This window comes from Palleronia abyssalis, assembly GCF_900302445.1.
Taxonomy (GTDB): Bacteria; Pseudomonadota; Alphaproteobacteria; order Rhodobacterales; family Rhodobacteraceae; genus Palleronia; species Palleronia abyssalis.
In genome coordinates, this window is record NZ_ONZF01000005.1 from 217961 (window position 1) to 240659 (window position 22699).

At 62.7% G+C, this 22699-nt stretch carries 24 protein-coding genes, 1 tRNA gene, 1 pseudogene and 1 riboswitch; of the genes and pseudogenes, 15 read left to right on the top strand and 11 right to left on the bottom strand.

Annotated features, from left to right (window positions below; translation table 11 throughout):
* Window positions 1-27 precede the first annotated feature (27 nt).
* On the top strand, window positions 28-1572 hold the full coding sequence (gene xseA / locus PAA8504_RS13075) for an exodeoxyribonuclease VII large subunit (protein WP_108894626.1): 1545 nt from the start codon (window positions 28-30) through the stop codon (window positions 1570-1572).
* Window positions 1573-1578: 6 nt separating this feature from the next.
* Here xseA and PAA8504_RS13080 read toward each other — a convergent pair whose 3' ends face one another.
* Together PAA8504_RS13080 and PAA8504_RS13085 are read right to left on the bottom strand one after the other, a co-directional pair.
* Complete coding sequence (locus PAA8504_RS13080; RefSeq protein WP_108894627.1) at window positions 1579-1989, bottom strand: hypothetical protein; 411 nt, start codon at window positions 1987-1989, stop codon at window positions 1579-1581.
* Window positions 1979-3055 carry an alkane 1-monooxygenase gene (locus PAA8504_RS13085; protein WP_245897625.1) on the bottom strand — a complete coding sequence of 359 codons (1077 nt, stop codon included), beginning with the start codon at window positions 3053-3055 and terminating at the stop codon, window positions 1979-1981. Before PAA8504_RS13085 ends, PAA8504_RS13080 begins: the two co-directional genes overlap by 11 nt.
* A 115-nt stretch (window positions 3056-3170) precedes the next feature.
* On the opposite strand from PAA8504_RS13085, the gene ftsY reads away from it, so the two are divergent.
* On the top strand, window positions 3171-4307 hold the full coding sequence (gene ftsY, locus PAA8504_RS13090) for a signal recognition particle-docking protein FtsY (protein ID WP_108894629.1): 1137 nt from the start codon (window positions 3171-3173) through the stop codon (window positions 4305-4307).
* Window positions 4304-4714 carry a GNAT family N-acetyltransferase gene (locus tag PAA8504_RS13095; protein WP_108894630.1) on the top strand — a complete coding sequence of 137 codons (411 nt, stop codon included), beginning with the start codon at window positions 4304-4306 and terminating at the stop codon, window positions 4712-4714. Before ftsY ends, PAA8504_RS13095 begins: the two co-directional genes overlap by 4 nt.
* 7 nt (window positions 4715-4721) lie before the next feature.
* Here PAA8504_RS13095 and PAA8504_RS13100 read toward each other — a convergent pair whose 3' ends face one another.
* Window positions 4722-5210 carry an MgtC/SapB family protein gene (locus tag PAA8504_RS13100; protein WP_108894666.1) on the bottom strand — a complete coding sequence of 163 codons (489 nt, stop codon included), beginning with the start codon at window positions 5208-5210 and terminating at the stop codon, window positions 4722-4724.
* A gap of 114 nt (window positions 5211-5324) precedes the next feature.
* On the opposite strand from PAA8504_RS13100, the gene PAA8504_RS13105 reads away from it, so the two are divergent.
* Together PAA8504_RS13105 and PAA8504_RS13110 are read left to right on the top strand one after the other, a co-directional pair.
* Window positions 5325-6176, top strand: a complete 852-nt coding sequence (locus tag PAA8504_RS13105) for an EamA family transporter (protein ID WP_108894631.1) — start codon at window positions 5325-5327, stop codon at window positions 6174-6176.
* A 5-nt stretch (window positions 6177-6181) separates the two neighbouring features.
* The gene (locus tag PAA8504_RS13110; protein WP_108894632.1) at window positions 6182-6769 is read left to right on the top strand and encodes an inner membrane-spanning protein YciB; all 588 of its coding nucleotides are present in this window, start codon (window positions 6182-6184) and stop codon (window positions 6767-6769) included.
* 5 nt (window positions 6770-6774) lie between these two features.
* Here the strand turns inward: PAA8504_RS13110 and PAA8504_RS13115 are convergent, their stop codons facing one another.
* On the bottom strand, window positions 6775-7692 hold the full coding sequence (locus PAA8504_RS13115) for an alpha/beta hydrolase (protein ID WP_108894633.1): 918 nt from the start codon (window positions 7690-7692) through the stop codon (window positions 6775-6777).
* A 126-nt stretch (window positions 7693-7818) separates the two neighbouring features.
* A riboswitch (SAM riboswitch) is annotated at window positions 7819-7897 on the top strand.
* 36 nt (window positions 7898-7933) lie between these two features.
* Here PAA8504_RS13115 and metZ point away from each other — a divergent pair.
* The 4 genes from metZ to PAA8504_RS13135 all read left to right on the top strand — a co-directional run bounded on the left by metZ (window position 7934) and on the right by PAA8504_RS13135 (window position 12380).
* Window positions 7934-9115 (top strand): O-succinylhomoserine sulfhydrylase, encoded by a 1182-nt coding sequence (gene metZ / locus PAA8504_RS13120; RefSeq protein WP_108894634.1) that lies wholly within the window; start codon window positions 7934-7936, stop codon window positions 9113-9115.
* A gap of 93 nt (window positions 9116-9208) precedes the next feature.
* Window positions 9209-10306 (top strand): GTP cyclohydrolase FolE2, encoded by a 1098-nt coding sequence (gene folE2 / locus PAA8504_RS13125; protein WP_108894635.1) that lies wholly within the window; start codon window positions 9209-9211, stop codon window positions 10304-10306.
* A complete protein-coding gene (locus PAA8504_RS13130) occupies window positions 10307-10900 on the top strand; it encodes a GNAT family N-acetyltransferase (RefSeq protein WP_108894636.1) in 594 nt (197 codons plus the stop codon).
* Window positions 10901-10931: 31 nt separating this feature from the next.
* Entirely contained in the window at window positions 10932-12380 is a 1449-nt protein-coding gene (locus PAA8504_RS13135; RefSeq protein WP_108894637.1) for a TrkH family potassium uptake protein, read from the top strand.
* Here the strand turns inward: PAA8504_RS13135 and PAA8504_RS13140 are convergent.
* The gene (locus PAA8504_RS13140) at window positions 12377-13357 is read right to left on the bottom strand and encodes a P1 family peptidase (protein WP_108894667.1); all 981 of its coding nucleotides are present in this window, start codon (window positions 13355-13357) and stop codon (window positions 12377-12379) included. The genes PAA8504_RS13135 and PAA8504_RS13140 overlap by 4 nt on opposite strands.
* A gap of 121 nt (window positions 13358-13478) precedes the next feature.
* On the opposite strand from PAA8504_RS13140, the gene PAA8504_RS13145 reads away from it, so the two are divergent.
* Entirely contained in the window at window positions 13479-14045 is a 567-nt protein-coding gene (locus PAA8504_RS13145; protein WP_108894668.1) for a DUF1523 family protein, read from the top strand.
* A gap of 24 nt (window positions 14046-14069) precedes the next feature.
* On the opposite strand, the gene PAA8504_RS13150 is transcribed toward PAA8504_RS13145, so the two are convergent.
* The gene (locus PAA8504_RS13150; protein ID WP_108894638.1) at window positions 14070-14885 is read right to left on the bottom strand and encodes a sulfotransferase family protein; all 816 of its coding nucleotides are present in this window, start codon (window positions 14883-14885) and stop codon (window positions 14070-14072) included.
* A 129-nt stretch (window positions 14886-15014) separates the two neighbouring features.
* Between PAA8504_RS13150 and PAA8504_RS13155 the strand changes: the two genes are divergently transcribed.
* Both PAA8504_RS13155 and PAA8504_RS13160 read left to right on the top strand, forming a co-directional pair.
* A complete protein-coding gene (locus PAA8504_RS13155; protein ID WP_108894639.1) occupies window positions 15015-16592 on the top strand; it encodes a DUF5928 domain-containing protein in 1578 nt (525 codons plus the stop codon).
* An 8-nt stretch (window positions 16593-16600) separates the two neighbouring features.
* Window positions 16601-16981, top strand: a complete 381-nt coding sequence (locus PAA8504_RS13160) for an HIT domain-containing protein (protein ID WP_108894640.1) — start codon at window positions 16601-16603, stop codon at window positions 16979-16981.
* Window position 16982: 1 nt separating this feature from the next.
* Here PAA8504_RS13160 and PAA8504_RS13165 read toward each other — a convergent pair whose 3' ends face one another.
* Window positions 16983-17381, bottom strand: a complete 399-nt coding sequence (locus PAA8504_RS13165; RefSeq protein WP_108894641.1) for a SpoIIAA family protein — start codon at window positions 17379-17381, stop codon at window positions 16983-16985.
* Between the two features lie 64 nt (window positions 17382-17445).
* Window positions 17446-18390, bottom strand: coding sequence for an ABC transporter ATP-binding protein (locus PAA8504_RS13170; protein WP_108894642.1), 945 nt, complete (start codon window positions 18388-18390; stop codon window positions 17446-17448).
* A gap of 99 nt (window positions 18391-18489) precedes the next feature.
* Between PAA8504_RS13170 and PAA8504_RS13175 the strand changes: the two genes are divergently transcribed.
* Window positions 18490-18705, top strand: coding sequence for a zinc-finger domain-containing protein (locus PAA8504_RS13175; RefSeq protein ID WP_108894643.1), 216 nt, complete (start codon window positions 18490-18492; stop codon window positions 18703-18705).
* 20 nt (window positions 18706-18725) lie between these two features.
* On the opposite strand, the gene PAA8504_RS13180 is transcribed toward PAA8504_RS13175, so the two are convergent.
* On the bottom strand, window positions 18726-19925 hold the full coding sequence (locus PAA8504_RS13180; protein WP_108894644.1) for a lytic murein transglycosylase: 1200 nt from the start codon (window positions 19923-19925) through the stop codon (window positions 18726-18728).
* 102 nt (window positions 19926-20027) lie between these two features.
* Complete coding sequence (locus PAA8504_RS13185) at window positions 20028-21002, bottom strand: glutathione S-transferase family protein (RefSeq protein WP_108894645.1); 975 nt, start codon at window positions 21000-21002, stop codon at window positions 20028-20030.
* Window positions 21003-21592: 590 nt separating this feature from the next.
* Here PAA8504_RS13185 and PAA8504_RS13195 point away from each other — a divergent pair.
* Together PAA8504_RS13195 and PAA8504_RS13200 are read left to right on the top strand one after the other, a co-directional pair.
* Window positions 21593-21669, top strand: a tRNA-Arg gene (locus PAA8504_RS13195).
* A 542-nt stretch (window positions 21670-22211) separates the two neighbouring features.
* A complete protein-coding gene (locus tag PAA8504_RS13200; RefSeq protein ID WP_108894647.1) occupies window positions 22212-22421 on the top strand; it encodes a hypothetical protein in 210 nt (69 codons plus the stop codon).
* A 29-nt stretch (window positions 22422-22450) separates the two neighbouring features.
* Here the strand turns inward: PAA8504_RS13200 and PAA8504_RS13205 are convergent.
* Window positions 22451-22699 (bottom strand): annotated as a pseudogene (locus PAA8504_RS13205) (integrase core domain-containing protein); the annotation flags it as partial.

A 22699-nucleotide genomic window follows, 5' to 3' on the forward strand; every position in this document is an offset into this window, starting at 1 on the left:
CGAAACCGGATCGCTAGACTGCCGGTCATGGAACTATTCGACGAGTCAGGGTCGGGCGGGAATGCCCACGAATACACCGTATCGGAGATCTCCGGGGCGGTGAAACGGGTCATCGAGGGAGAGTTCGGTCGGGTCAAAGTCCGGGGCGAGGTCGGTCGCGTCTTCGTGGCGCGGTCCGGGCATCTGTATTTCGATATCAAGGATGATCGGTCGGTGCTGGCGTCGGTGGCCTGGAAAGGTCAGGTCGGGGGCCTCACGACACGCCCCGAAGAGGGGATGGAGGTCATCGCGACCGGCAAGCTGACGACCTTCGGCTCGCAATCGAAGTACCAGTTGAATGTGGACGACGTGCGGCCGGCCGGCGTGGGCGCCCTGATGGCCATGCTGGAAAAGCGCAAGAAGGCGCTGGAGGCCGAGGGTCTGTTCGCCGAGGGCCGTAAGCGTGCCTTGCCCTATCTGCCCGAGGTGATCGGGGTCGTGACCTCCCCCTCTGGCGCGGTGATCCGCGACATTCTGCATCGCCTGCGCGAGCGGTTTCCCCGCAAAGTGCTGGTCTGGCCGGTGGCGGTGCAGGGGCGCGATTGCGCCCCCCAGGTCGCCGCGGCTATTCGCGGATTCAACGCGCTGGAGCCTGGCGGCGTCCTACCGCGACCGGACCTTCTGATCGTTGCCCGGGGGGGCGGCTCTATCGAGGACCTGTGGGGCTTCAACGAGGAAATCGTCGCCCGCGCCGCCGCCGAAAGCGAGATCCCCCTGATCTCGGCCGTGGGGCACGAGACCGATACAACGCTGATCGACTACGTCTCCGACAAGCGTGCGCCGACCCCGACGGCCGCTGCCGAGCTTGCGGTGCCCGTGCGGCTGGAGCTTCAGGCCTGGTTGGACGGGCAGGGCGCGCGCCTATCGCGAGCCTTGGGGCGAGGGGTCACGCAGCGGCGCCAGCGGTTGGCCGACATGTCCCGGGCCCTGCCGCGCCCTGAGGCTTTGATGGCCACGGCGCGACAGCGGTTCGACTGGATCGAGGTCCGCTTGCCTCAGGCCCTTCTGGCGGGTGTGACGGCAAGGCGCGGGCGGCTGGCGGAAGTAGGGGCCGCCGTGCGCCCATCAGGGCTGCGAGACCGGATTTCGAACTGTCGAAACGCCTCGGCCAATCTGAGCAGTCGGCTGGGTCCGGCTTTGTTTCGAGCCGTCCGCGACCGCCGTCGCGCGTTTTCGGCTCTTGAAGCGCGCTTGTCGCCGATGCCTCTGGCCCGGCGGGCCGAATGGGCGGCACGGGAGGTCAGCGTGTTCGGGGCGCGGCTGGATCGCGTGTTCCGCGATCGTGTCAAAGCGGATCGGGACAGGCTGGACGGGCTGTCGCGGTTGCATGAAAGCCTGGGATACGACGCCACGCTGGAACGCGGGTTCGCCATCGTCCGCGAGGGGGACGAGGTCATCACGACCAAGGCGCGCGCCGCAGAGGCCGCGACGGTCGAGCTTCAGTTCAAGGACGGCAAGATCACGTTGGGGGCAAGCCCGTCCCGCAAGCCCAAGTCCAAGCCCACCCCGCCCGAGCAGGGATCGCTGCTTTAGGTCAGGCTAGACGCCGATCCGCGGGCCGTAGCAGAGCAGGGGCTCGTCGGAGGTCTCGGTCTCGTACAGCGTCGTGCCGGGGGTTTCGGAGACGAACTCGGCCCGCAATCCGCCCCCCTCGCGAAAGAAGTGCCAGCACTGCGGCGCGCTCTCGTTCCCGGCTTCGTCCTCGTAGACGAAGCAGATTGCACCGTCCTGCGGATACCAGGTTCCCGTGCTGCATTCCCCGTCCAGGAAAGACCATCGCACCTCGCGATCCTCCCGGTATTCTTCGGCCCCGTAGGGCATCCCGTTGGCCGAGAAGGTCAGCGTCTTGCCGGTGGTCTCCCTCTCGAACTCTGATGCGGACATGGGGGACTGTGCCAGCGCAAGGCCGGGCAGCAGACCGAAACACAGGAAAAGAAGGCTACGCCACATGTTCGTTCAATGCCTTGGGATGGGTCGGGGGTTCAAGGGGAGTGCGCCACCGGTTCGCGCGCCGGTCCATCACCCGGCGCCACAGGGTCGGCAGCATGGCGATCGCGCCCATGATCGGCAGCGAATAGGGAAGGCGCGGTGCCTCGGATTTCGGGGGTAGGGAGAGGTGATTGAACGGCCGCGCGGGATGGGCGTGGTGATCGGAATGGCGCGGCGCCTGCAGCATCATGGCGCCCGAATACCAGTGCGGGGCATTCCAGCTATGCGCGGGGCCGACGGGCTCGGGCTTTCCATCATCCCGGATCGATCGGGTCAGGCCGTAATGCTGAACATAGTCCGAGATCAGAAGCTGCATCTGCGACAGGGCGGACAGCACAATGTACCACAAAAGCCCGGCCGGACCGAACAGGATCAGCGCGGCCGCCGGGAAAACCACCGCTCCCCCCGCATAGAACAGGTATGGGTCGTGCTTCCACCAAGCCGCGCCATAGCGTGATTCCAGCAAGCGTCGTTCGGCCGCCCGTCCGGCCCTGAACCCGCCAATCCAGGCGCGGGGAAAATAGGCGTATACGCTTTCGCCCAGCCGCGCCGTGGCGGGATCGTTCGGCGTGGCGACATGGCGATGATGCACCTTGGGATGGGCCGATGCGTGATGACCGTAGAGGACGGAAACGAACAGCAGCGTGCCGAACCGCCTGAGCCACGTCTGCGGCCGGTGGATCAGTTCATGGGCGTTGGAATTGCCGACCTGACCGATCCACAGCGTCGAAGTATACAGCAGTACGGCCTTCCCGGCGAAGGTCAGCCCAGGTCCGGCAAGACAGGCCACTGCAAGACAGATCAGCCCCAATTGCGCCACGCCGATCGCGACCGAAAGGGTCGGACCGGCCGGAAACTCGACCTCTTCCGGCGTCGCGGGCAAAGCGATGCGGACAAGAAGGTCCAGCCCGCCGACCACTACAGTCATGGAGAGGGCCGCGGCCACGACCCACCAGCCGCCCAGAAGCAGCCCCAGAACGAGGGGCAGCAGCGGTGCAAGGGTTGCTATGGCGAACAAGGCGGGCAATGGAACCTCCGATACGGGGACATTAGATGCATAGTCCGAAAATGGGGTAAAACTTCGGCCATCTTTCACACCCGCGTCATTCGTCCTAAGTGGGGCGGGAAGGAGACCGCGCCGCATGTCGTTTTTCAACAAGCTGAAATCGAAGCTTTTCAAGTCGTCGTCGAAGCTCGAGGAGGGGCTGGACGCGATCGTCGAGGAGGGCGGCGCAGCCGAACCGCAACCCGATCCGGGGCCCGCCCCTGCGTCGGAGCCCGCGCCGGAGACGGTAAGGGAAGAGCCCGTTCGGGAGGAACCTGCACCTGATACCCCGCCTGTCGGGCCAAAGCCGGTCGAAATCCCCGAAACTCAGGCTGAACCCGCCCCGTCTTCGGGCGGGATGCTGGGGCGCCTCTTCGGGCGTCAGGGTGCGGACGTGGTACGGCGTCCGCTGGATGACGACATGCTCGAAAGTCTCGAGGATTTGCTGATCACGGCAGATATGGGCGTCGACACGTCCGCCCGCGTCACGGCGAACCTGGCCGAAGGGCGCTATGGCAAGCGCGTTTCGACCGAGGAGATCAAGGCCGCGCTGGCGCAAGAGATCGCCCGCATCATGGAGCCCGTGGCCAAGCCCCTGCCGCTTTACCCCAAGAAGCCGCAAGTCGTTCTGGTTGTCGGGGTCAACGGATCGGGCAAGACGACAACCATCGGCAAGCTGTCCAGCCAGTTCAACGCCGCGGGCAAGAAGGTCGTCATCGCGGCAGGCGATACGTTCCGCGCCGCAGCTGTCGAACAGCTGCAGGTCTGGGGCGACCGGGCCGGCGTGCCCGTGATGACCGCCCCGCAGGGCAGCGATCCAGCCAGCCTTGCCTTCGAGGCGCACAAGAAGGCCGAGGCGGATGGCGCCGATCTTCTGATGATCGACACTGCGGGACGCTTGCAGAACCGCGCCGACCTGATGGAAGAGCTGGCGAAGATCGTTCGCGTGCTTCGCAAACGCGACGAGACCGCGCCGCATAATACGGTGCTGGTTCTGGATGCGACCACGGGGCAGAACGCCTTGAGCCAGGTCGAGACGTTCCAGAAGCTGGCCGATGTCTCAGGCTTGGTGATGACGAAGCTGGACGGAACCGCGCGGGGCGGCGTGCTGGTGGCGCTTGCCGACAAGTTCGGCTTGCCGATCCATGCCATCGGCGTGGGTGAACAGATCGACGATCTGGCGCCCTTCGACCCCGAGGAATTCGCGGCCGCGCTGACTGGGCTGGCGCGATGAGCGCGGCATCGGCCCTGACCTGGAAGGAGGGCGACCCGCCGATCGTGGGCGAATACCTGGAATTGCGCGAGGCCGCAGGGTATGGGCGGGCCAGCGCCGGATCGGTTGCCAAGGCGCTGTCCGGATCCATTCATTGTGTCACCGCCAAGGACGGGGCGCGGCTGATTGCCATCGGTCGTGTGGTCGGCGATTGGGGTCTTCGGGCCAGCATCGTTGATCTGACCGTACATCCCGATTTCAACTTGGATGTCGTTGGCAAGGAAGCCCTGGATAGATTGCTTCACTGGTGTGACGAGACGCTGCCACGGTCCTGCGCCGTTGAATTGTTGCCGGAACCAGGGCGCTTCTCGCTCTATCGTTCGGCCGGGTTCGAGATCACGACCGGCATGAGGCTGATCCGCCCGTGAGATCGGATCACTCGTCGTCCGAGGTTCTGCGCCGCTCGACCGCACCCAGCACCGCGACGACCGTGAAGACGAGGGCTGTAGCCATGGCGGCCAAGGGCATCTGTCCCGCCCCGCACGCCAAGCCGATGGCCCCGCACAGCCAGAGCGACGCGCCGGTGGTGACGTTCTTCACCTTGCCCCCCGAGGTGAAGATGAGCCCCGCGGCAAGGAACGCGACGCCCGCGGTCGTGGCTTCGATCAGGCGAAGCGGGTCGATCCGCATGGTCTCGCGGTCGCCAAATTCGATGGCGCTGAGCTGAATGCCCACCAGAATGAAGAGGCAGGCCGCGATCGACACCAACATGTGGGTCCGCAGGCCCGCAGGTTTCGACCGGCTTTCCCTCTCCCAGCCGATGATACCGCCGAGAATCATCGCCATGCTCAGGCGGATCGCGGCGATGACGGGCGGGACGCCCGCGAACGAGCCGTCAAGTTCGTCAAGGATGGTATCAAGCATCATGTCGCCTCCCGCCTTTGAGGGGATCAACGACGCCTTCGGGTTCGCGTTCCGGAACCGGACGTGACCTGGATTGCGGACCTTGAGGGGACTGGGACCGGTCATACACTGGCAATGGTCTTGGCCCTGTTGGCTGCCGTCCTACACGCGCTGTTCGGTGCGCTTCAGAAAGGCCGGTACGACCCGTGGATCAGCCGCATGGCGATGGATGCCAGCTACGGTTTGATCGCTCTGCCATTCGCGCTTTTCGTGGTCCCGCGGCCCGAACCGCATATGTGGCCGATCTTCGGCGGTGTCTTCGTTATCCACCTGACCTACAAGCTGGCCCAAGGGGCGACCTATACCAAGGGGGCGTTCACGGTGGTCTATCCAGTGGTCCGGGGCACCGGCCCGCTGTTTGCGGTGATTGGCGCCTCCATCGTCTTCGGTGAGGTTTTCACCCCCGTTCAGTGGATGGGGGTCGCGGTGCTTCTGACCGGGATCTTCGGGCTTGCCGTTTACAACTTCGTCTTTCTGGATGTGCAGCGAGATAGCTTGCCCCAAGCCTTGGCCCTGGCAGTCCTGACAGGGCTTCTGGTTGCCGTCTACACGACGTTCGACGCCTACGGCATCCGCGCAACCGCTGATCCCTTCACGTTTCTGGCGTGGTTCTTCATGATCGATGGGCTGACCTTCTCGCCCCTTGTAGCGATCTTCCACCGTCGCGCGGTGGCGCGGATCGTGGATTGGCCGGGCCTGGTCCGGCGCGGGATGCTGGGCGGCGTGGTCGCAATCGGGTCGTTTGGATCGATCATGCTGGCAACGCGGCTGGACAAGGTCGGCGAGGCCGCGGTGCTGCGCGAGACATCGACGGTGTTCGCCGCTGCCATCGGATACCTGCTGCTGGGCGAAAAGGTCGGGCCAAGACGTCTGGCCCTCATGTCCCTTATCGCGCTAGGAGCAGTCATCGTCGAATTCAGCGGGTAGACCACATGTCCAGGAACGCATTGAAATCCGTCCTCGAGATCGGTCCGGTGGCGCTGTTCTTCATCGGCTATCTGCTGCTGCGGGAACGCACCTTCGAGATCGGGGGCACCGAATATACCGGCTTTATCCTTATCACGGCGGGTTTCGTGCCCTTGATCGCCGTATCAACCTTCCTTCTGTGGCGGCTGACGGGGCATCTGTCGAAGATGCAGATCATGACGCTGGTTCTGGTCGTCATCTTCGGTGGACTGACCGTATGGCTGAACGACGAGCGGTTCTTCAAGATGAAGCCGACGCTGATTTACCTGATCTTTGGCGCGATCCTGGGTGTCGGGCTTTTGCAGGGCAAAAGCTATCTTCGCATGGTGATGAGCGAGATGATCCCGCTGGACGAGGCGGGGTGGATGAAACTGACGCAGCGGTTCTGTTTCTTTTTTCTGGCTCTGGCGGTCCTGAACGAGATCGTCTGGCGCACCATGTCCACGGATGCCTGGGTCAACTTCAAGACATTCGGCCTGACCGCGGCGATCTTCCTGTTCTTTATCTTGCAGGGGCGGTTGTTCCAGGAACACGGCACCCAGTCCAAGGACTAGCCGTCCTAGTTCCGGATCGCGCTCCGACTGCGAGGGGGAAGCGTGCGCGCCATCACGGCGGACCGCAGACGGGTCCACCGCGCTTCGGGCTGCGGCAGATGGGCGCGGAGGAGGCCGAAGGACAGTCGCCGCCGATCCGACAGCAGTGCACGGTAGAGCGGCATCATGCCGGGACGCCTGAAGGCGGACCAGTGGCAAATCAGCGCCTCGGAGGGTGCGATGGGAAAGCCGAGGGCGGCCAGACCCGATCGCGTATCGGCCGCGTCGATCTGAAGGTCCAGCCAGCGGCGATCCTCCGTCCCCAACCCTGACCCGATGGAAAGGTCGCGAAAGCCCATCAGCGCCTCGACCATGGCATCGAACAGATCGTTCTCGCGGCTTGTGACGTTCACGATTTCTGCGGTTTGCGCTGCGGGTGCCGCTAGGGCCAATCGCGCCTCTTCCCGAAGGGCCGCGCCGGTCATCAGGATGACCCGATCCACGGATTTGGCCGGAGCCAGGGCCAACGCATGCAGGCAAACCCGCGCCCCCATCGAATGGGCCAGCAGATGAACCCGGCGGCCGCGGGACACGATGCGCGAGATCAGGCCTGCCAGCGGACGCGCGACGGCGGCGCTCTGTCGCCATGCTTGCCAGACGGTGCCACGGGCATGCCAGCCAAACCCGATACACAGGGCGCCGTTTTTCGCATCCTCGGCGCCCAGTCCTTCCGGCCACGACGTGACACGGCGCAAGTTGGTCGAGCGGTTGGCCGCGAACAGCCCGTCATGGGGCGAGTGTGCATCCGACCACGGGCTGTATTTGTACCCATGGACCATGATGACGACCGGTGCCCCCTGCGGCAGGAGGGCCAACGTTTCGCCCAGCCGATCATCCCCTTGGAGTGCCCCCTCGGGCGTGACGTTCACGGCGAGAATCGGCATGTCGCATCCCCTGTGGCCGACCCCATATCTTGTGGGTCCATATACGCTTTGGACTACGAACGTTCGGTGACGACACGGTGAAGGCTGCGTGACGGTGCTTGACGCGAAAAAGCAACGGCTCTACCCCGCATCCTACGTGGCGATTTGTTCACCGGATTGCGGGCCACGTTAAATATTCCGCTAAAGAGGTCGGTCGCGAGCCGTCCCAATCTGGTGGTCGGACGCGAGAGGATTTGAACCCGTGAAACAGGACAGAAAGACGCGCACGAAGCTCGTGCACGAGGGCATTCGCCGCAGCCAGTACGGCGAGGTCAGCGAAGCGATCTTCATGACCCAGGGCTTCGTCTACGACACAGCTGAACAAGCCGAGGCCCGGTTCGACAATCTGGGCGAGGACGAGTTCATCTATGCCCGTTACGGCAACCCGACCGTCCGCATGTTCGAGGAGCGGCTGGCCGCCATCGAAGGGACCGAAGATTGCTTTGCCGCAGCATCGGGCATGGCGGCGGTGAATGCGGCGATGATGTCGATGCTGAAGGCAGGGGACCACGTCGTGTCGTCCCGGGCGTTGTTCGGCTCTTGCTTGTATATCCTCGAGGAGGTGCTGACGCGATTCGGCGTCGAAGTAACGTTCGTGGACGGCACCGATCTGGACCAGTGGAAGGAAGCGATCCGCCCGGACACGCGGGTTGCGTTCATGGAAACGATTTCCAATCCCGCGCTGGAAGTGATCGACATCCAGGCTGTCGCCGCGTTGGCGCACGAGCAGGGCGCGACCGTGGTCGTGGACAACGTCTTCGCCACACCGGTCTATTCCAAGGCGGTCGAGCTGGGCGCGGACGTGGTCGTGTATTCCACCACGAAGCATATCGACGGCCAGGGGCGTGCCCTTGGCGGCGCCATCTGCGGCACGCGGGAGTTCATCCGCAAGACGGTCGAGCCTTACCTGAAGCACACCGGTGGCGCGATGTCGCCCTTCACGGCATGGATCATGCTCAAGGGGCTGGAAACGCTGGACCTGCGCGTCCGGGCGCAGGCGGAAACGGCCGGGACCCTGGCCAGAACGCTGGAAGGGCACGAGAAACTCGCGCGCGTGATCTTCCCGGGGCTCGAATCCCACCCGCAGCACGGGATCGCCGCCACGCAGATGGGCGGGTTCGGAACGATCCTATCGCTGGATCTGGCTGGTGGGAAAGAGGCCGCGTTCCGGTTTTTGAACGCGCTCGAAATCGTCACGATCTCGAATAACCTTGGGGATGCGAAGTCCATTGTGACCCATCCCGCGACGACGACGCATTCTCGCCTGTCCGCAGAGCAGCTGGACATCCTCGGGATCGGGCCGGGTTTGGTGCGGTTGTCCGTCGGGCTTGAAGATGCGGGCGACTTGCTGGACGATATTCTGGGGGCGCTTGATACAGTGTGATGCTGGCGGCGATGTAATTTGACGCAGGCTATGGAAGCGTGCGCGACCGGGGCTTATGTTCGTCATCTGCCCAAACGGGGGAGGGACACTGACATGAACCTGCATTCGCGCGAATTCGACACGCCAAAGGACCGGGACGAGGCGGCCGATCTGCTTGGACGTCTGCGGGCGTGGGCAGAGTCGGCCTCGCCCGAGGAAGTCGCCGACCTTGACCCCGGCCTGGCCCTTCTGGTGACCGGGCAGTCCGGGAGTTATCCGGCGTTGAAGCGTGCCTACCCCGAAGACTTCACGATCGACGATGCCTACAAGGCACAGATGCCCGATCTGCAAAACGGGCCCTCCAGTCTGATCCGCGGGGCGAAACGTGCGATTCAGCATGTGGGTATCAGCAACTTCAGGCTTCCCGTGCGCTATCACACCCGCGACAACGGGGATCTGATGCTCGAGACGTCCGTGACCGGCACCGTCAGCCTCGACGCCGAGAAGAAGGGCATCAACATGTCGCGCATCATCCGGACCTTCTATGACCGAGCTGAGCGGACGTTCAGCTTCGATGTCATGGAAGAGACGCTGGATGCCTACAAGGAGAACCTTGAAAGCTTCGACGCGCGGCTTCAGATGAAATTATCTTTCCCGGTGCGGAAGGATAGTTTGAGGTCCGGCCTGTCGGGGTATCAGTATTACGATATCGCCCTGGAGGTGATCGACCGCGATGGCGTAAGAACGAAGGTGATCCACCTGGATTACGTCTATTCGTCCACGTGTCCTTGTTCGCTGGAACTCAGCGAGCATGCGCGCCAGCAGCGGGGTCAGTTGGCCACGCCGCATTCCCAGCGTTCGGTGGCCCGCCTGTCCGTCGTCGTCGAAGATGGCCAGACGCTGTGGTTCGAGGACCTCGTCGATCTGTGCCGGCAGGCCGTGCCGACCGAGACCCAAGTCATGGTCAAGCGCGAGGACGAACAGGCCTTTGCCGAGCTGAATGCGGCCAATCCCATTTTTGTCGAGGATGCGGTGCGCCTGTTCGCCCAAGGCTGTCAGGCAGACCCCCGCATCGGAGATTTTCGGGTCGTCGCCAGCCATCAGGAAAGTCTGCACAGCCATGACGCCGTCAGTGTCTTGACGGAGGGAACAACGTTCGAAGGCGCAAGCCTTGAGCCGCGGCTGTTCGGGACGTTGATCCATGGCGGTTAGATGGATCATGGCGGCCTGAGAACCACGTTACCCGATGGTACGCCGGTGCTGCTTCGGGAAGTAGGGCCGGACGACGCGTCGGCTTTGCTTGCCGGGTTCAAGCGTTTGTCCCCTGAAAGCTTGGTTTTCAGGTTCCTGCGTGTCGTGAAACAGCTGAGCGCGGCCGATATCGATCGTTTTACCCGCCCTGATCATACAGAGCATGAGGCGATCGGCGCTCTCGTCGGGCGCGACGCGCCGGACGCAGCAGGCATCGCGCATTTCTTCCGTCTACCCGAAGCAAGAACACGGGCAGAACTGGCCCTGACCGTCATCGATTCGTTTCAGCGCCGCGGTGTCGGAACAACACTTCTGGGCCGACTACTGCGCTTGGCCCACGAGGGCGGGATAACCCACTTGGACGCGGTGGTGCATACCGAAAACTCGGGCATGCTTATCCTTCTGCGGCGGCTTGGCGCTCAGATGGTCAAGGACGGAGAGACTTGGACTTGCCAGTTGCCGGTTCATCCCGACCCCGTGGCCTATCCCCCGAATTCGACCGCCGACACCGTGCGCCGTGTCTGGAAGGCCCAGCCCCCGGTGCGGGGCGCTTGACACCCCCCGCAGCCGCGGCCAAGCGTCTGCCATGATAGACTTTCGCCCCGTTGGATACGTGATCGGCCTTCTGGTGACCGCGCTGGGTGCTTCCATGCTGGTGCCCATGATCCTGGATCTGATCTACGGGAACGGACATTGGCCGGTCTTCCTGAACTCGGCCGTCCTCAGTTGCCTGTCGGGCGGCGTCCTTGCCCTTGCGACGGCCAACAGCTCGACCGAACGGTTGACGCTTCAGCAGACATTCCTTTTGACCACGCTCGTCTGGGCGATGCTGCCGGTCTTCGGTGCGATACCCTTCGTGCTGTCGCCCCTGTCGGCGACGCCGACGGATGCGTTCTTCGAGGCGGTGTCGGGCCTGACCACGACCGGATCGACGGTCTTCTCGGGCCTTGAAGCCCTGCCCGAGGGGCTGCTGCTGTGGCGTTCCATGCTGCAATGGTTCGGCGGCATCGGGATCATCGTGGTCGCGATGGTCTTCATGCCGGAACTGCGGGTGGGGGGCATGCAGATCTTCCGATCGGAAGCGTTCGACACGATGGGAAAGATCCTGCCTCGGGCTGCCGAAATCGCGGCCCAGATCAGTTGGATCTACGTCATCCTGACGATGGCGTGCTTCCTGAGCTATCTTTCCCTGGGCATGACCAGCTTCCAGGCGATCAACCACGCGCTGACGACGATATCGACCGGGGGATTCTCGACCACGGATGCAAGCTTCGGCGCGTTCCAGGGCGCGCCCGAGTATTTCGCCAGCGTCTTCATGATCCTCGCCAGCCTTCCGTTCGTGCGATACATCCAGTTGGTGGCCGGAACGGCCAAGCCGATCTTCCGCGACCCGCAGGTGCAGGCCTACTTTGCCGTGATCGGCGTGGTCGCCCTCGTGCTGGCGGTCTTCCAGGTGGTTGCCGACGAACGCGGGATCGAGGAGAGCATTCGCGAAGCCCTGTTCAACGTGACATCAATTATCTCGGGGACGGGATATGCCAGCGTCGACTACCAGGCGTGGGGCGCCTTCGCGATGGTGGTGTTCTTCTTCATCGGACTGGTCGGGGGGTGCGCTGGATCGACGTGCTGTTCGATCAAGATCTTCCGGTACCAGATCCTGATGTCGGCGATCTGGAGCGTCGTGCGCCGCATTCATTCGCCCCACGGCATATTCTATCCCAAGTACGACGACCGCCGCGTGTCCGAGGAGGTCCTGTCCTCGGTCATGGCGTTCTTCGTGCTGTTCGTCGTCTCGCTGGGCGTACTGGCGGTCGCGCTGGGCCTGACGGGGTTGGACTTCGTCACGGCCTTGTCGGGGGCGGGGACGGCGATCGGCAATATCGGCCCCGGACTTGGCCCGGTCATCGGGCCTTCGGGGTTCTTCGGCCCCCTGAACGATACCGCGAAATGGCTGCTGATTGCCGGGATGCTGGTCGGGCGATTGGAACTGATGGCCGTCTACGTGCTGTTCACCGCCACGTTCTGGCGCGCCTAACCCCCAAAGCGATCCTGCCAGCACGGCACCGGGTCGGCGATGGCCGGGCGGGCGTGATATACGGCACGTGCGATGGCGCGTGAAAGGCAAACGCTTGCGGCGTGGCCGATCTGGGCCATTTGCGCGGGTCCGGGGGGCGGGCGGGCGCCGGTCGCGGCCGCGAAGACGAGGTCACCGTCGAAGGGCGTGTGCGCCGGCAGGATCGCGCGCGCCATGCCGTCATGGGCCATCGTCGCCAGCCGCGTGGCCCCGGCCTTGTCGAGCGTCGCATCGGTCGCCACGATCGCGATCGTCGTCGCGGTTCCGGGGCGTGCGTTCTTCGTTTCTGCCGCGGCCCGTTCCGGCACGCCACGGCCCCCGAACTCGTCCCCCTCCTCGAACGGGGCGGCCCAGAAGCGTCCCGTCGTGGGGCAACAGGTGCCACCCACGGGGTTCGCCGCGACAAGCGCGCCGACCGTGGTACCGTCGTCGAGCACGGCGGAGGCCGAGCCGATCCCACCCTTCAGGGGGCCCGCGATCGCCCCGGTGCCCGCCCCGACGGAGCCCAGCCCGAAGGTCCCGCTGGCAGCTTCGATCGCCTTCACGCCCAGGTTGGGGTAGGGCGTTTCGCTCCAGTCATGGTCACCGCCCGCGTCGAGATCATAGAGAATGGCCGCCGGGACGATCGGTACGATCCGCCCGTTTACCTCGAAGCCCCGCCCGGCCTGACGCAAGCGGCCCATGACACCATCCGCCGCCGCCAGCCCGAAGGCCGATCCGCCGGACAGGACGAGGGCATCGATCTTGTCGACCAAACGGTCAGGGGCCAGAAGGTCGGTTTCGCGCGTGCCCGGCGCGCCGCCCATGACGTGGACACCGGCCGTGAAGCGATCTTCGCCCACCAGGACTGTCACGCCGCTTTTCAGGACGGAATTGTGCGCATGGCCGACGAACAGGTGTGGCACGTCGGTGATGAGGTTTTTCTGTCCCGGCCGCATGTCGTTAAGGATGGTATCGAATGTAGGCATGGGCAAGGCGGAACTGGCCGGGCGATCCCGCGGCTTTGCCTTTGCGAACCGTGCCTGTCCTTGGCATACGGACGGCAAGGGAGTTCATGCCATGAAGTTTATCAGACTCGCCCTGCTTGCGTTGGTCATGCTCGGGGTTTTTGCGGTCCTGCATTATGCGCTGCCGCAGACCGACGTGGTGCGGATCGTCAATACTGATGTCCGTCGCATGGATTTCGGCGCCAACGCGATCTTCTATTCCGAAGCGGGCACCGGATCGAACACGGGCGGCAATCGCGACATCCGCTTCATCGAGACGGTCGAACCGGACGGTGATCCCATGGTGTATCGCAACGAGGACACGGGTTGGAGCTGGCCATTCTACTTCAAGTTCGACTCGGCCGACTTGCAAGCCAGCGCGGCCGACCTGGTCTCTACCCGCGAGGCGCCGATCTGGATCGCGGTGCGCCATTACGGATGGCGCTCTCGGCTGTTATCGGCGTTTCCCAACGCGATTTCCATAGAGCGGGTCGACGGGCCAGATGTGAAATTCTTCCCGTGGCTTACCCTCGTCATCCTGACCACGCTTCTGGTCGCGGCGCTGTTGCTTTGGAGGGTCGCACAAATTTTCTGGCGCCGTACGGTGCGCCCGCTCTTCAAACGCGGTGACGATATCTAGGGGTGATGCCGGGGGTCGCCGCCCCTAGCTCAGCTTGGCGTGAACTTCGTCCAGATCAATCTCTCCCACGGCCTTCTTGTTCGCGGGATTCTGGAAGTCGTATTTGAAAAGCCGGAAATCGCGATGGTAGATTTCCCACATGAGGTGCATTGCAAGGTCGTCGAAATAGTCTTCGACGGGATGCAGGCGCTTGGGGCCATGCCCCTCGGACTCGTTGAAGCGCGGAATTTCGGCCAAGTCGACGTGATGCGCGGTCTCGGTCCCGTCGAGGACTTTCTGCATGCCGTCGTTGAAATCCTCGGTCCAGAAGATGTGGTCGTAGCGCCCCCCGTTGGCAATGAATGTCGACACGTGGCCGGAGGTGGACGACCAGTGGATATCCGGCTCCATCGGTTTCTTCCAGCGGATGGTGTCCCGCACGAACAGAAGGAACCGCCGGAACGAGGCGATCTGGTCGAATTCTTCTTTGCCGTCGGGGCCGCCGACCTCGATCCCGTATTTCTGTATCAGAAGGGGGACGAGATTGCCGCGATAGCGCTTGCCGTTCCGCTGGATCCCGCAAATCTTGTCGAAGAACGACGACAGGATCCGGGTGTAAGGGTTGCGCACGCAGGTGAACGCGAAGACCTCGTGCGACTTCACGGCCCGGGTGATCGGGGCATGACTGTCGTCGAGCGCCCATTTGTGGATGCCTTGCGTCGCATCGTGGATGTCGCCATCGAAGAACTCTCCATGGTCGGCATAGTACATGATCTGACCGATGGTCGAACATGCGCATTTCGGGACGACGCGATAGACCATGCTCTCGCTTGTTGTCATCCAGGTTCCGGGAAAGCCCATTCGTAAAACACTCCAAGCGGGCAACTCCGCCCGGTCGACCGAAAAAAACCAAACTACGTCTGTTTACGCAATTCGGGTTCAGGTTATCACATGGCAAGTGTTGCCCATCTGTTAGCGATCCACGGACACATGGCGAAAATCGCGTACCTCCTTCTATGCCACAAGGATCCTGACGCTATCGTGGCGCAGGCGAGGCGATTGACGTCTGCCGGGGATTTCGTCGCCATCCATTTCGACCGGCGGGCGCCCCAGGCGGCCTTCGACCGGATGCAGGCGGAACTGGCCGACAACCCCAGCGTGGCTTTCGCGCAGGATCGTCTGAAATGTGGATGGGGCGCATGGAGCTTGGTGGCAGCGACCCTGGCAGTCTTGAGAACTGCGGTTGAGACGTTTCCGCGTGCGACGCATTTCTATCTGTCGTCCGGGGACTGCATGCCAATCAAGTCCGCGCGGTACTGCCATGAATTCCTGGATGCGGCTTCGAAGGATTTCATCGAAGGTCACGACTTCTTCCAGTCCGACTGGATCAAGACCGGCTTCAAGGAAGAGCGTCTGATCTATCGCCATCCGTTCAACGAGCGGACGCAAACCAGGCTGTTCTACTGGACTTACAACGTTCAGAAGACGCTCAGGATCACGCGTCAGGTCCCCCGCGGCTTGCGGATGATGATCGGATCGCAATGGTGGTGTCTGCGCCGGTCCACGGTCGAGGCACTCCTGAACCTTTGCGCGGAACGCCCCGACATCCTGAGGTTCTTCAAGACGACTTGGATCCCGGACGAGACCTTCTTCCAGACCCTTGTTTTTCACATCGTTCCCCGGATCGAGATCGAGAACCGGACACCTACGTTCCTCGTCTTCTCGGATTACGGAATGCCGGTGAATTTCTACAACGACCACTTCGACCTGCTGATGGGGCAGAACTATCTTTTTGCGCGCAAGATCAGCCCCGAAGCCCTGGATCTGAAAAAGCGGTTGGGGGATCTGTACGCCCAGGAGGACGCGACTTTCACGCATTCCGGGGAAGGGCGGCGGGTCTACTCGTTCCTGACCAACAAGGGGCGCGAGGGCAGGCGGTTCGCCCCCCGCTTCTGGGAAAGGGAAGCGACTATGGGGCTGGGACGCGAGTTGCTGGTCCTGACCTGCAAGAAGTGGCACGTGGCGAAACGTATGGCCATGCGCATATCGGACGAGACAAGCATCCCCGCCGTCGGATACCTGTTCAACGAGGATGAAGCCGGACTTCCGTCGCTCGGCGGGATCGAGACTTCCGTATCAAAGCGTCACCGTCACAGACGCGCGCTTCTCCGTCTCTTGATGGATTACTTCGAGACCGACCGCCTCGTAATCTGCGCCGACACGGCGGATCTGGATTTGCTGCGTGATTTCGAAGCCGATCGAAGCGTCATGCGTGTGCTGGAGCTCGATTGCGAATTCGATGACGGCTATCTCGCTGGCCATGCGCAACGCCTGGGCCTCTTCGGAGAGAACCCGGGCCCCGAAGCGCTGCATCGGCTTCTGCCCACGGTACGCGCCGACATTCATTTTGAGTCCGAGGCCATCCGCGATGCCGGCTTCGCGAACTACACGCGCATCCGCGAAGCCGAGCCCGTCGAAAAACGTATCGACCCGCTGGTCGAGTTTCTGAGCGTGAATCGCGAGGTCGCGGTGCGGATCACCCAACTTCCGTATCTCTTCGACGATTGAGGAAATCCATGAGCTATACCTACGACGATCAGAACATCTTCGCAAAGATCCTAAGGGGCGAGATTCCGAACGAAACGGTGATGGAGACCGACCATACGCTTGCATTCAACGATATTGGGCCCCAAGCGCCCACCCATGTGCTTGTCATTCCGAAGGGGGCCTATGTCAGCCATGATCATTTCTGCGCCGAAGCGACCGACGCCGAGATCCTGGACTTCGCGCGGGTCACGTCCCGTATCCTATCTGACAAAGGACTATCCCCGGGGCAGGGTGGGGACGGATACCGGGTCATTTCGAATGCCGGGACGGACGGTGTGCAGGAAGTTCCGCATTACCACCTGCACATTCTGGGCGGACGCCCGTTGGGACGTATGCTGCAGAAGCTCTAGGCTAGGCGCCGGGCGTCATTCCCTTAGGGCGGGCACCCACGAATGACCAACCGTCATCTTCCCGGTCAAAGGTCTTGGCCTCGACCGGGATAATCGCGCCCATTGTCTCGATCAATTTCGCGGCGCGGTCAGGGGCGTTGACGACGCCGTACCGTTCGACCTTCGCAAGGGAGCGGAAGCGCGCCTTCAGTGCTTCCAGATTGAGGGAGGCACCCGTTTCCGCACCGTCGTAGTGGTCGAAGATCAGAAGCATGGACACCTTGTCGTGCGTGTCGAACTGCGCGTTCATGTATTCGGACATGGCGGTCATGTCCTCGGCGCTGACTTCTTTGACGATGTGAAACGCGAAGACATTCCCGGTATCTGTCGGTTCTTCGCGGACGCTTGGCGTGGTGAACATGCGTAACACTCCCGGCTTGGTACATGGCACCAAGCGGTTATCGGGGGCCACGGTTCCGGCGGCTTCACGCCGCGGCGTGCGTTCCCCGTGTCAGGTCAAGGAATACATCCTCGAGATGCGGCTCCTCGATCGAGACGTCAGCGATCTCGACCCCGGCGTCGCGCAGGGCTGCCAGGATGTCGCCGGGCCGGACTTTTGTCTTGGCGTAGTTGAAGGCGATGCGTCCGTCGCTTCTGCGATCCATTTCGACATCGGGGGGCAGGGCAATCTGGGCAGGGGCGGGGCTGACCGGTTCGATCACCAATGTCTTTGTGTCGATCCGCGCGACCAGCCGCTTCGTCGTGTCGCGGATCAGAAGCTCGCCGTGATTGATGATGGCGATCTCGTCGCACATCTCTTCGGCCTCTTCCAGATAGTGTGTGGTCAGGATGATCGTTTTACCCTGACGGTTCAGCTCGCGCACGTTCTGCCAAAGCATCTGACGCAATTCGATATCCACGCCGGCCGTCGGCTCGTCCAGAACCAAGATTTGGGGGTCGTGGACCAACGCCTTGCCCAGTAGCAGGCGTCGCCGCATGCCGCCCGACAGGGCGCGGGCATAGGCTTCTCCCTTGTCCTCGAGGCCGATCAGGCGCAGGATTTCGTCGGTTCGACGCTGGGCGCGCGGCACGCCGTAGAGACCGGCTTGCACGTCCAGGCTGCCGCGGGGCGTGAAGAACGGGTCCAGATTCAGCTCCTGCGGCATTACGCCGATTGCCGCACGGCTTTGGCGGGGGTTCACGTCCTGATCGAAGCCCCAGATTTTCACATTGCCAGCCGATTTGGTCACCAGCCCTGCCAGAATGTTGATCAGGGTCGACTTGCCCGCCCCGTTCGGCCCCAGAAGCCCGAAGATCGAGCCCTGCGGGATGGTCAGCTCGATGCCCTTCAGCGCTTCCTTGGGGCCGGAACCCTTGGTCCCTGCGTAGGTTTTCCGCAAGCCCGCGATCTCGATGGCGTTCCCGCCCATGGCTCTGCTCCTGCCCTTGTCCCTGATGCCGCGATGACTATCATGCCGCGCGACCTAGACCCAGCCCGAGACCGGGCAACTAATCAGGGATTTCTTCAGATGTCCGAAAAGCCGGTCGACAACCAAGGCGATCTTCCGCCCACCGGGGTCTATGACACCCCCGAGACCGAATATGTCAAAAGCACCCGCGTGTCCTGCGATGGCGGGATGACCCATCCCCGCGTCTGGCTTCAGATCCCCGAAGAACGCGGGTGGGTCGAATGCGGATACTGCGACAAGCGTTTCGTCCTCGAGGACGGTGCGGGCGGCCACTGAGCCACCCGCACCGCCGGACCTTACAGCGAATTCAGCAGCTGCCGCGTCGGCCACGCATCGACCGGCAGGCCCAGCCGGGCCTGTTCGGCCCGGACCGCAGACCGCGTGCCCGCGCCCAGAATGCCGTCAACCTCGCCCACATCGTGACCGCGCGCCTGAAGCTTGCGCTGAAGCTCTTTCATCTCGGCGTCCGACAATGCGGGCGACGGGGTGCCCACGTCGAAAACCGGCGCGCCCTCAAGGCGCTGCGCGAAATAGGCCGCCGTCAGGACGTTGGTGAAGGACTGGTTCCACTCGAACAGGACCGAGAAATTCGGATAGGCCAGAAAGGCCGGACCGTCCTTGCCCTGGGGTACGATGACCGAGGCCGGAAGGCCTGGTCCATCGATGTTGCCGTCCCGGGGCGTGACCCCCAGCGAGGCCCATTCCGACGCCGGCCGCGTGGTCTCGAGTCCCGTCAGTTCCCAGCGGAAGTCAGAAGGCAGCGTGACCTCCTCCAGCCAGGGCTCGTTCGCGCGCCAGCCGAGGTCGCGCAGCATGTTTGCCCCGCTCATCAGCGCATCCTGCGGCGAGGTCTTGAGGGTGACATGCCCGTCGCCGTCGCCGTCCACGCCGTTGGTCAGGATGTCCTCGGGCAGCATCTGGACCATCCCGATCTCACCGGCCCAGGCGCCGGTGGTCGAACGGGGGTCGATATCACCGCGCTCGTACAGCTTCAGCGCCGCCATTACCTGGGGCTGAAACAGGCCGGGGCGGCGGCAGTCATGTGACAGGGTCATCAGCGAGTTCACGGTGTTGAAGTCGCCTTGGACCGCACCGTAATCCGTCTCGAACGCCCAGAACGCCAGCAGGACGCCCTCGGGGACGCCGTATTGCTGCTGGATACGCGCGAAGGTGTCGGCATACCGGTCGGCATTCGCCTGCCCGCGATCCATGCGGCTTTGCGAGATCAGCCGGCGCGCGAAATCGACGAAGGGCAGGGTGAAGACCCCCTGCCGCTGATCGGCCGCCAGCGTATCGGGATCCTGCCGCACGCCCGAGAAGAACTGCGCGGCCGCACCGGGATCCGCGCCGCGGTCGATCGCGGCCCGCTGCATGGCGGCGGTGAAATCGGCGAAGGACCCGCCGCAGGGGACGATGATCTCTCGGTCTCCCTCGGTCGCGGCGAAAGCGGGCCCGATGGCGCAGGACAGAAGAAGGCTGGTCAGAAGGGTTCTCATGGCATCTCTCAAATCGGAGCACATCTCGGGGGGCGAGGCTTACCCGAGTTGAGAACAACGGCAACCTGTCCTCGCGGAATTGTGCCACGCCCCCGCGTCTCGTCACCCGCGCCCGTGCGGGGCCATCCAGTCCAGAACCGGGTTGATCGGGATGATGCGGTTCGGGTTCACCATGTCGTGGCTGTAGTGGTAATGCCGCACGAAGTGGTCAAAATGCACCTCGTCCGCGATACCGGGCCACTGGTAGAGTTCGCGCGTATAGGCCCACAGGTTCGGGTAATCGCGCAGGTAGTTGCGATTGCACTTGAAGTGCGTGTGATACACCAGATCGAAGCGCACCAGGGTCGAGAACAGCCGCCAATCAGCCTCTGTGCAGGTGTCGCCGACGAGATAGCGGTTCTCGGCAAGTATCCCCTCCAGCCAGTCCAGCGAGTCGAACAGCGCGAGCACCGCCTTGTCATAGGCGTCCTGGCTGGTGGCGAAGCCGGCCTTGTACACGCCGTTATTGACCGTGTCGTAGACCCGGGCGTTGATCTCGTAGATCCGCGTCCGATGCGCATCGGGATAGTAGTCATCCGTATTCCCGGTGATGCCGTCGAAGGCCGAGTTGAACATCCGGATGATGTCGGCGGATTCGTTCGACACGACTGCCTCGGTCTTCAGATCCCACAAGATGGGAACGGTCACCCGTCCGGTCATCTTTGGTTCTGCGCGCAGGTATATGTCTCGCAGGAAGGGGACGCCGTAGACCGTGTCACCAGTAGCGCCCGGGAAATCGGTGCGAAATTCCCACCCCTCGGACAGCATTTCGGGATGGACGACGGAAACGTCGATCAGATCCTCAAGCCCTTTCAGTTTACGAAAGAACAGCGCGCGGTTGGCCCATGGACAGGCATACGAGACATAAAGATGGTACCTGTTGGCCTCGGCGGGATACCCTTTCCCTCCGTTGGAGCTGGGGGTGCCGTCCGGTGTGATCCAGTCACGGAAATCTTGCGCAGACCGTTGGAACTCTCCGCCTGTCTTGTCTGTGTCGTACCAGACGTCGCGCCAGACGCCGTCGATCAATTTACCCATAGCTCGGTTCCTTTTGTCGTTATGCCGCCACCTAGCCCTGCGCCGACCTGACGCAATCCATGCTGCAGTGCGTCGTGTACCTTTCATAATAGTGGGCTATCTTCGGGATGGCGGACCGATCCCGGTTTCGGACGATTCGAAAGGGTGTGGAATGAGGCCCGATTTCCTCGAGCCAAGATGGCGCGCAGATCAGTCAAGTGGCCCGGCTTACCGGATCGTGTGGGCGAACAGATCCATCCCGGTTCAATCGCTGACCGTCAACGGCCTGGCAATCGCAAGCGATACAACAACAAGCATTCCCGGCGTGGTCCGGCTTTACCGGGGGGATGAGCATGTCGCGACCGGACTTATAGTTTCTGGTGTAGTAGAAGGCGACCTGCATCATTTCCACTTCAAGAGGATCACCCTGTCCGGCTTTGCCCCGCCCAGGGACTATGCCCCGGATGGCGTGGTTCCCCCGGCCGATCCCCTCCCCGCAAGGATAAGAGCAGGCATGTAACCGATCACGTACGAGCGCGTACGTATGAAGTCAAAAAAACTCCGGCATGCCCTTGCCAAGAGAACCGTGTATCTTTAGGCACCGCTCTCACGCGCTGGTAGCTCAGTTGGATAGAGTATCTGACTACGAATCAGAGGGTCGGGGGTTCGAATCCTCCCCAGCGCGCCACTACCTTCTGCAAGACATTGATTTTGTTTGAATTTAGGCCCTGCATGTCTAAGACAGTCATGTCCTTAGACAAATTCTGGCAGGCTGGAAAATCAGAGTGCCGGCCATGGCTTAGTTTCCGTCCTTTGAAATTCTCTTCTGTGTTGTCTCTATGCCGTGCCTCGGAACGCGTAGGGCCGCGCCAAGTGCGGCCCTCAAAAAGTGTGTTTGAGCGGTTGGCTACGGGAACTTGCCTGTCTTAAGCGCTGAGGGTCCGGGGCTAAGCAGCCGGCGCTTCTCAGCGCGTTTCGTGTAGCGCTCAATCTCTTTCAGCGGTTCATGCCCGCTCCACGCAGCGATCTGATGGATGTTCGCGCCACTCTCGGCATGGAGGATCATCCGGCTCTTCCTAGACCGTGAGAGGTCTTCCCTGCTGGGACCCCGGCCATTAGTGCCCTTTCTGAGAACCATTGCGAGGCACCTTTGCAGGAGCGAGGTTCGCCGTACATCGTTAACATGAGGGTCCCAGTGCGTTCCCCCATAGCGGCAATAGCGAGGTGGAGATGTTCAAGATCTTCGGCAACCGCGAGCTTCGGCAAGCCTCGGTCGAATGGCACCGAAACTTCACTTCCGGTCTTCTTCTGGATGAAGACGAGCCAACCATCATCATCGACGTTCTCGGGGCCGAGACCAACAGAGTCCGAGATCCGCCAACCTGCCCAGTATTGCAGTTCGAAAGCCACGCGTTCTTCGGTTCCATACTCCCAACGTGAGCGATACGCGGTGACCTGCCACTGATCTTTCATCCAGCGACGACCGGAGCCCGGTTGGTATTTACGCCGGTTGGCGCAGGTTGAGCAATCGCCCGACGTGCGGAGCTTTCATCTCACGCAGCGGGGCGGTTGATTGCGGTGGTCAGGGTCTGCGCGTAGTCGACCGGGGTCTGGTAATCCAAGGCCGAATGCGGGCGTTCGGTGTTGTAGTCGTTAGCCCATGCGGCGATCACGATCCGCGCATGGGCCAAGTTGCGGAACATGGTCTCGTCGAGCAG

Coding starts and splice junctions, on each gene's coding strand:
- PAA8504_RS13170 (WP_108894642.1), bottom strand. CDS start 18,390: ATGGGCGGGAACGCCATCGAGATCGCGGGCTTGCGGAAAACCTACGCA.
- PAA8504_RS13095 (WP_108894630.1), top strand. CDS start 4,304: ATGAGCGCGGCATCGGCCCTGACCTGGAAGGAGGGCGACCCGCCGATC.
- PAA8504_RS13165 (WP_108894641.1), bottom strand. CDS start 17,381: ATGTTCACCACGCCAAGCGTCCGCGAAGAACCGACAGATACCGGGAAT.
- PAA8504_RS13150 (WP_108894638.1), bottom strand. CDS start 14,885: ATGGGCTTTCCCGGAACCTGGATGACAACAAGCGAGAGCATGGTCTAT.
- PAA8504_RS13140 (WP_108894667.1), bottom strand. CDS start 13,357: ATGCGGCCGGGACAGAAAAACCTCATCACCGACGTGCCACACCTGTTC.
- PAA8504_RS13135 (WP_108894637.1), top strand. CDS start 10,932: ATGATAGACTTTCGCCCCGTTGGATACGTGATCGGCCTTCTGGTGACC.
- PAA8504_RS13200 (WP_108894647.1), top strand. CDS start 22,212: ATGTTCAAGATCTTCGGCAACCGCGAGCTTCGGCAAGCCTCGGTCGAA.
- PAA8504_RS13155 (WP_108894639.1), top strand. CDS start 15,015: ATGGCGAAAATCGCGTACCTCCTTCTATGCCACAAGGATCCTGACGCT.
- PAA8504_RS13115 (WP_108894633.1), bottom strand. CDS start 7,692: ATGCCGATTCTCGCCGTGAACGTCACGCCCGAGGGGGCACTCCAAGGG.
- PAA8504_RS13105 (WP_108894631.1), top strand. CDS start 5,325: ATGGTCTTGGCCCTGTTGGCTGCCGTCCTACACGCGCTGTTCGGTGCG.
- PAA8504_RS13145 (WP_108894668.1), top strand. CDS start 13,479: ATGAAGTTTATCAGACTCGCCCTGCTTGCGTTGGTCATGCTCGGGGTT.
- PAA8504_RS13080 (WP_108894627.1), bottom strand. CDS start 1,989: ATGTGGCGTAGCCTTCTTTTCCTGTGTTTCGGTCTGCTGCCCGGCCTT.
- xseA (WP_108894626.1), top strand. CDS start 28: ATGGAACTATTCGACGAGTCAGGGTCGGGCGGGAATGCCCACGAATAC.
- PAA8504_RS13100 (WP_108894666.1), bottom strand. CDS start 5,210: ATGCTTGATACCATCCTTGACGAACTTGACGGCTCGTTCGCGGGCGTC.
- PAA8504_RS13185 (WP_108894645.1), bottom strand. CDS start 21,002: ATGGGTAAATTGATCGACGGCGTCTGGCGCGACGTCTGGTACGACACA.
- PAA8504_RS13180 (WP_108894644.1), bottom strand. CDS start 19,925: ATGAGAACCCTTCTGACCAGCCTTCTTCTGTCCTGCGCCATCGGGCCC.
- PAA8504_RS13175 (WP_108894643.1), top strand. CDS start 18,490: ATGTCCGAAAAGCCGGTCGACAACCAAGGCGATCTTCCGCCCACCGGG.
- PAA8504_RS13110 (WP_108894632.1), top strand. CDS start 6,182: ATGTCCAGGAACGCATTGAAATCCGTCCTCGAGATCGGTCCGGTGGCG.
- folE2 (WP_108894635.1), top strand. CDS start 9,209: ATGAACCTGCATTCGCGCGAATTCGACACGCCAAAGGACCGGGACGAG.
- ftsY (WP_108894629.1), top strand. CDS start 3,171: ATGTCGTTTTTCAACAAGCTGAAATCGAAGCTTTTCAAGTCGTCGTCG.
- PAA8504_RS13130 (WP_108894636.1), top strand. CDS start 10,307: ATGGATCATGGCGGCCTGAGAACCACGTTACCCGATGGTACGCCGGTG.
- PAA8504_RS13160 (WP_108894640.1), top strand. CDS start 16,601: ATGAGCTATACCTACGACGATCAGAACATCTTCGCAAAGATCCTAAGG.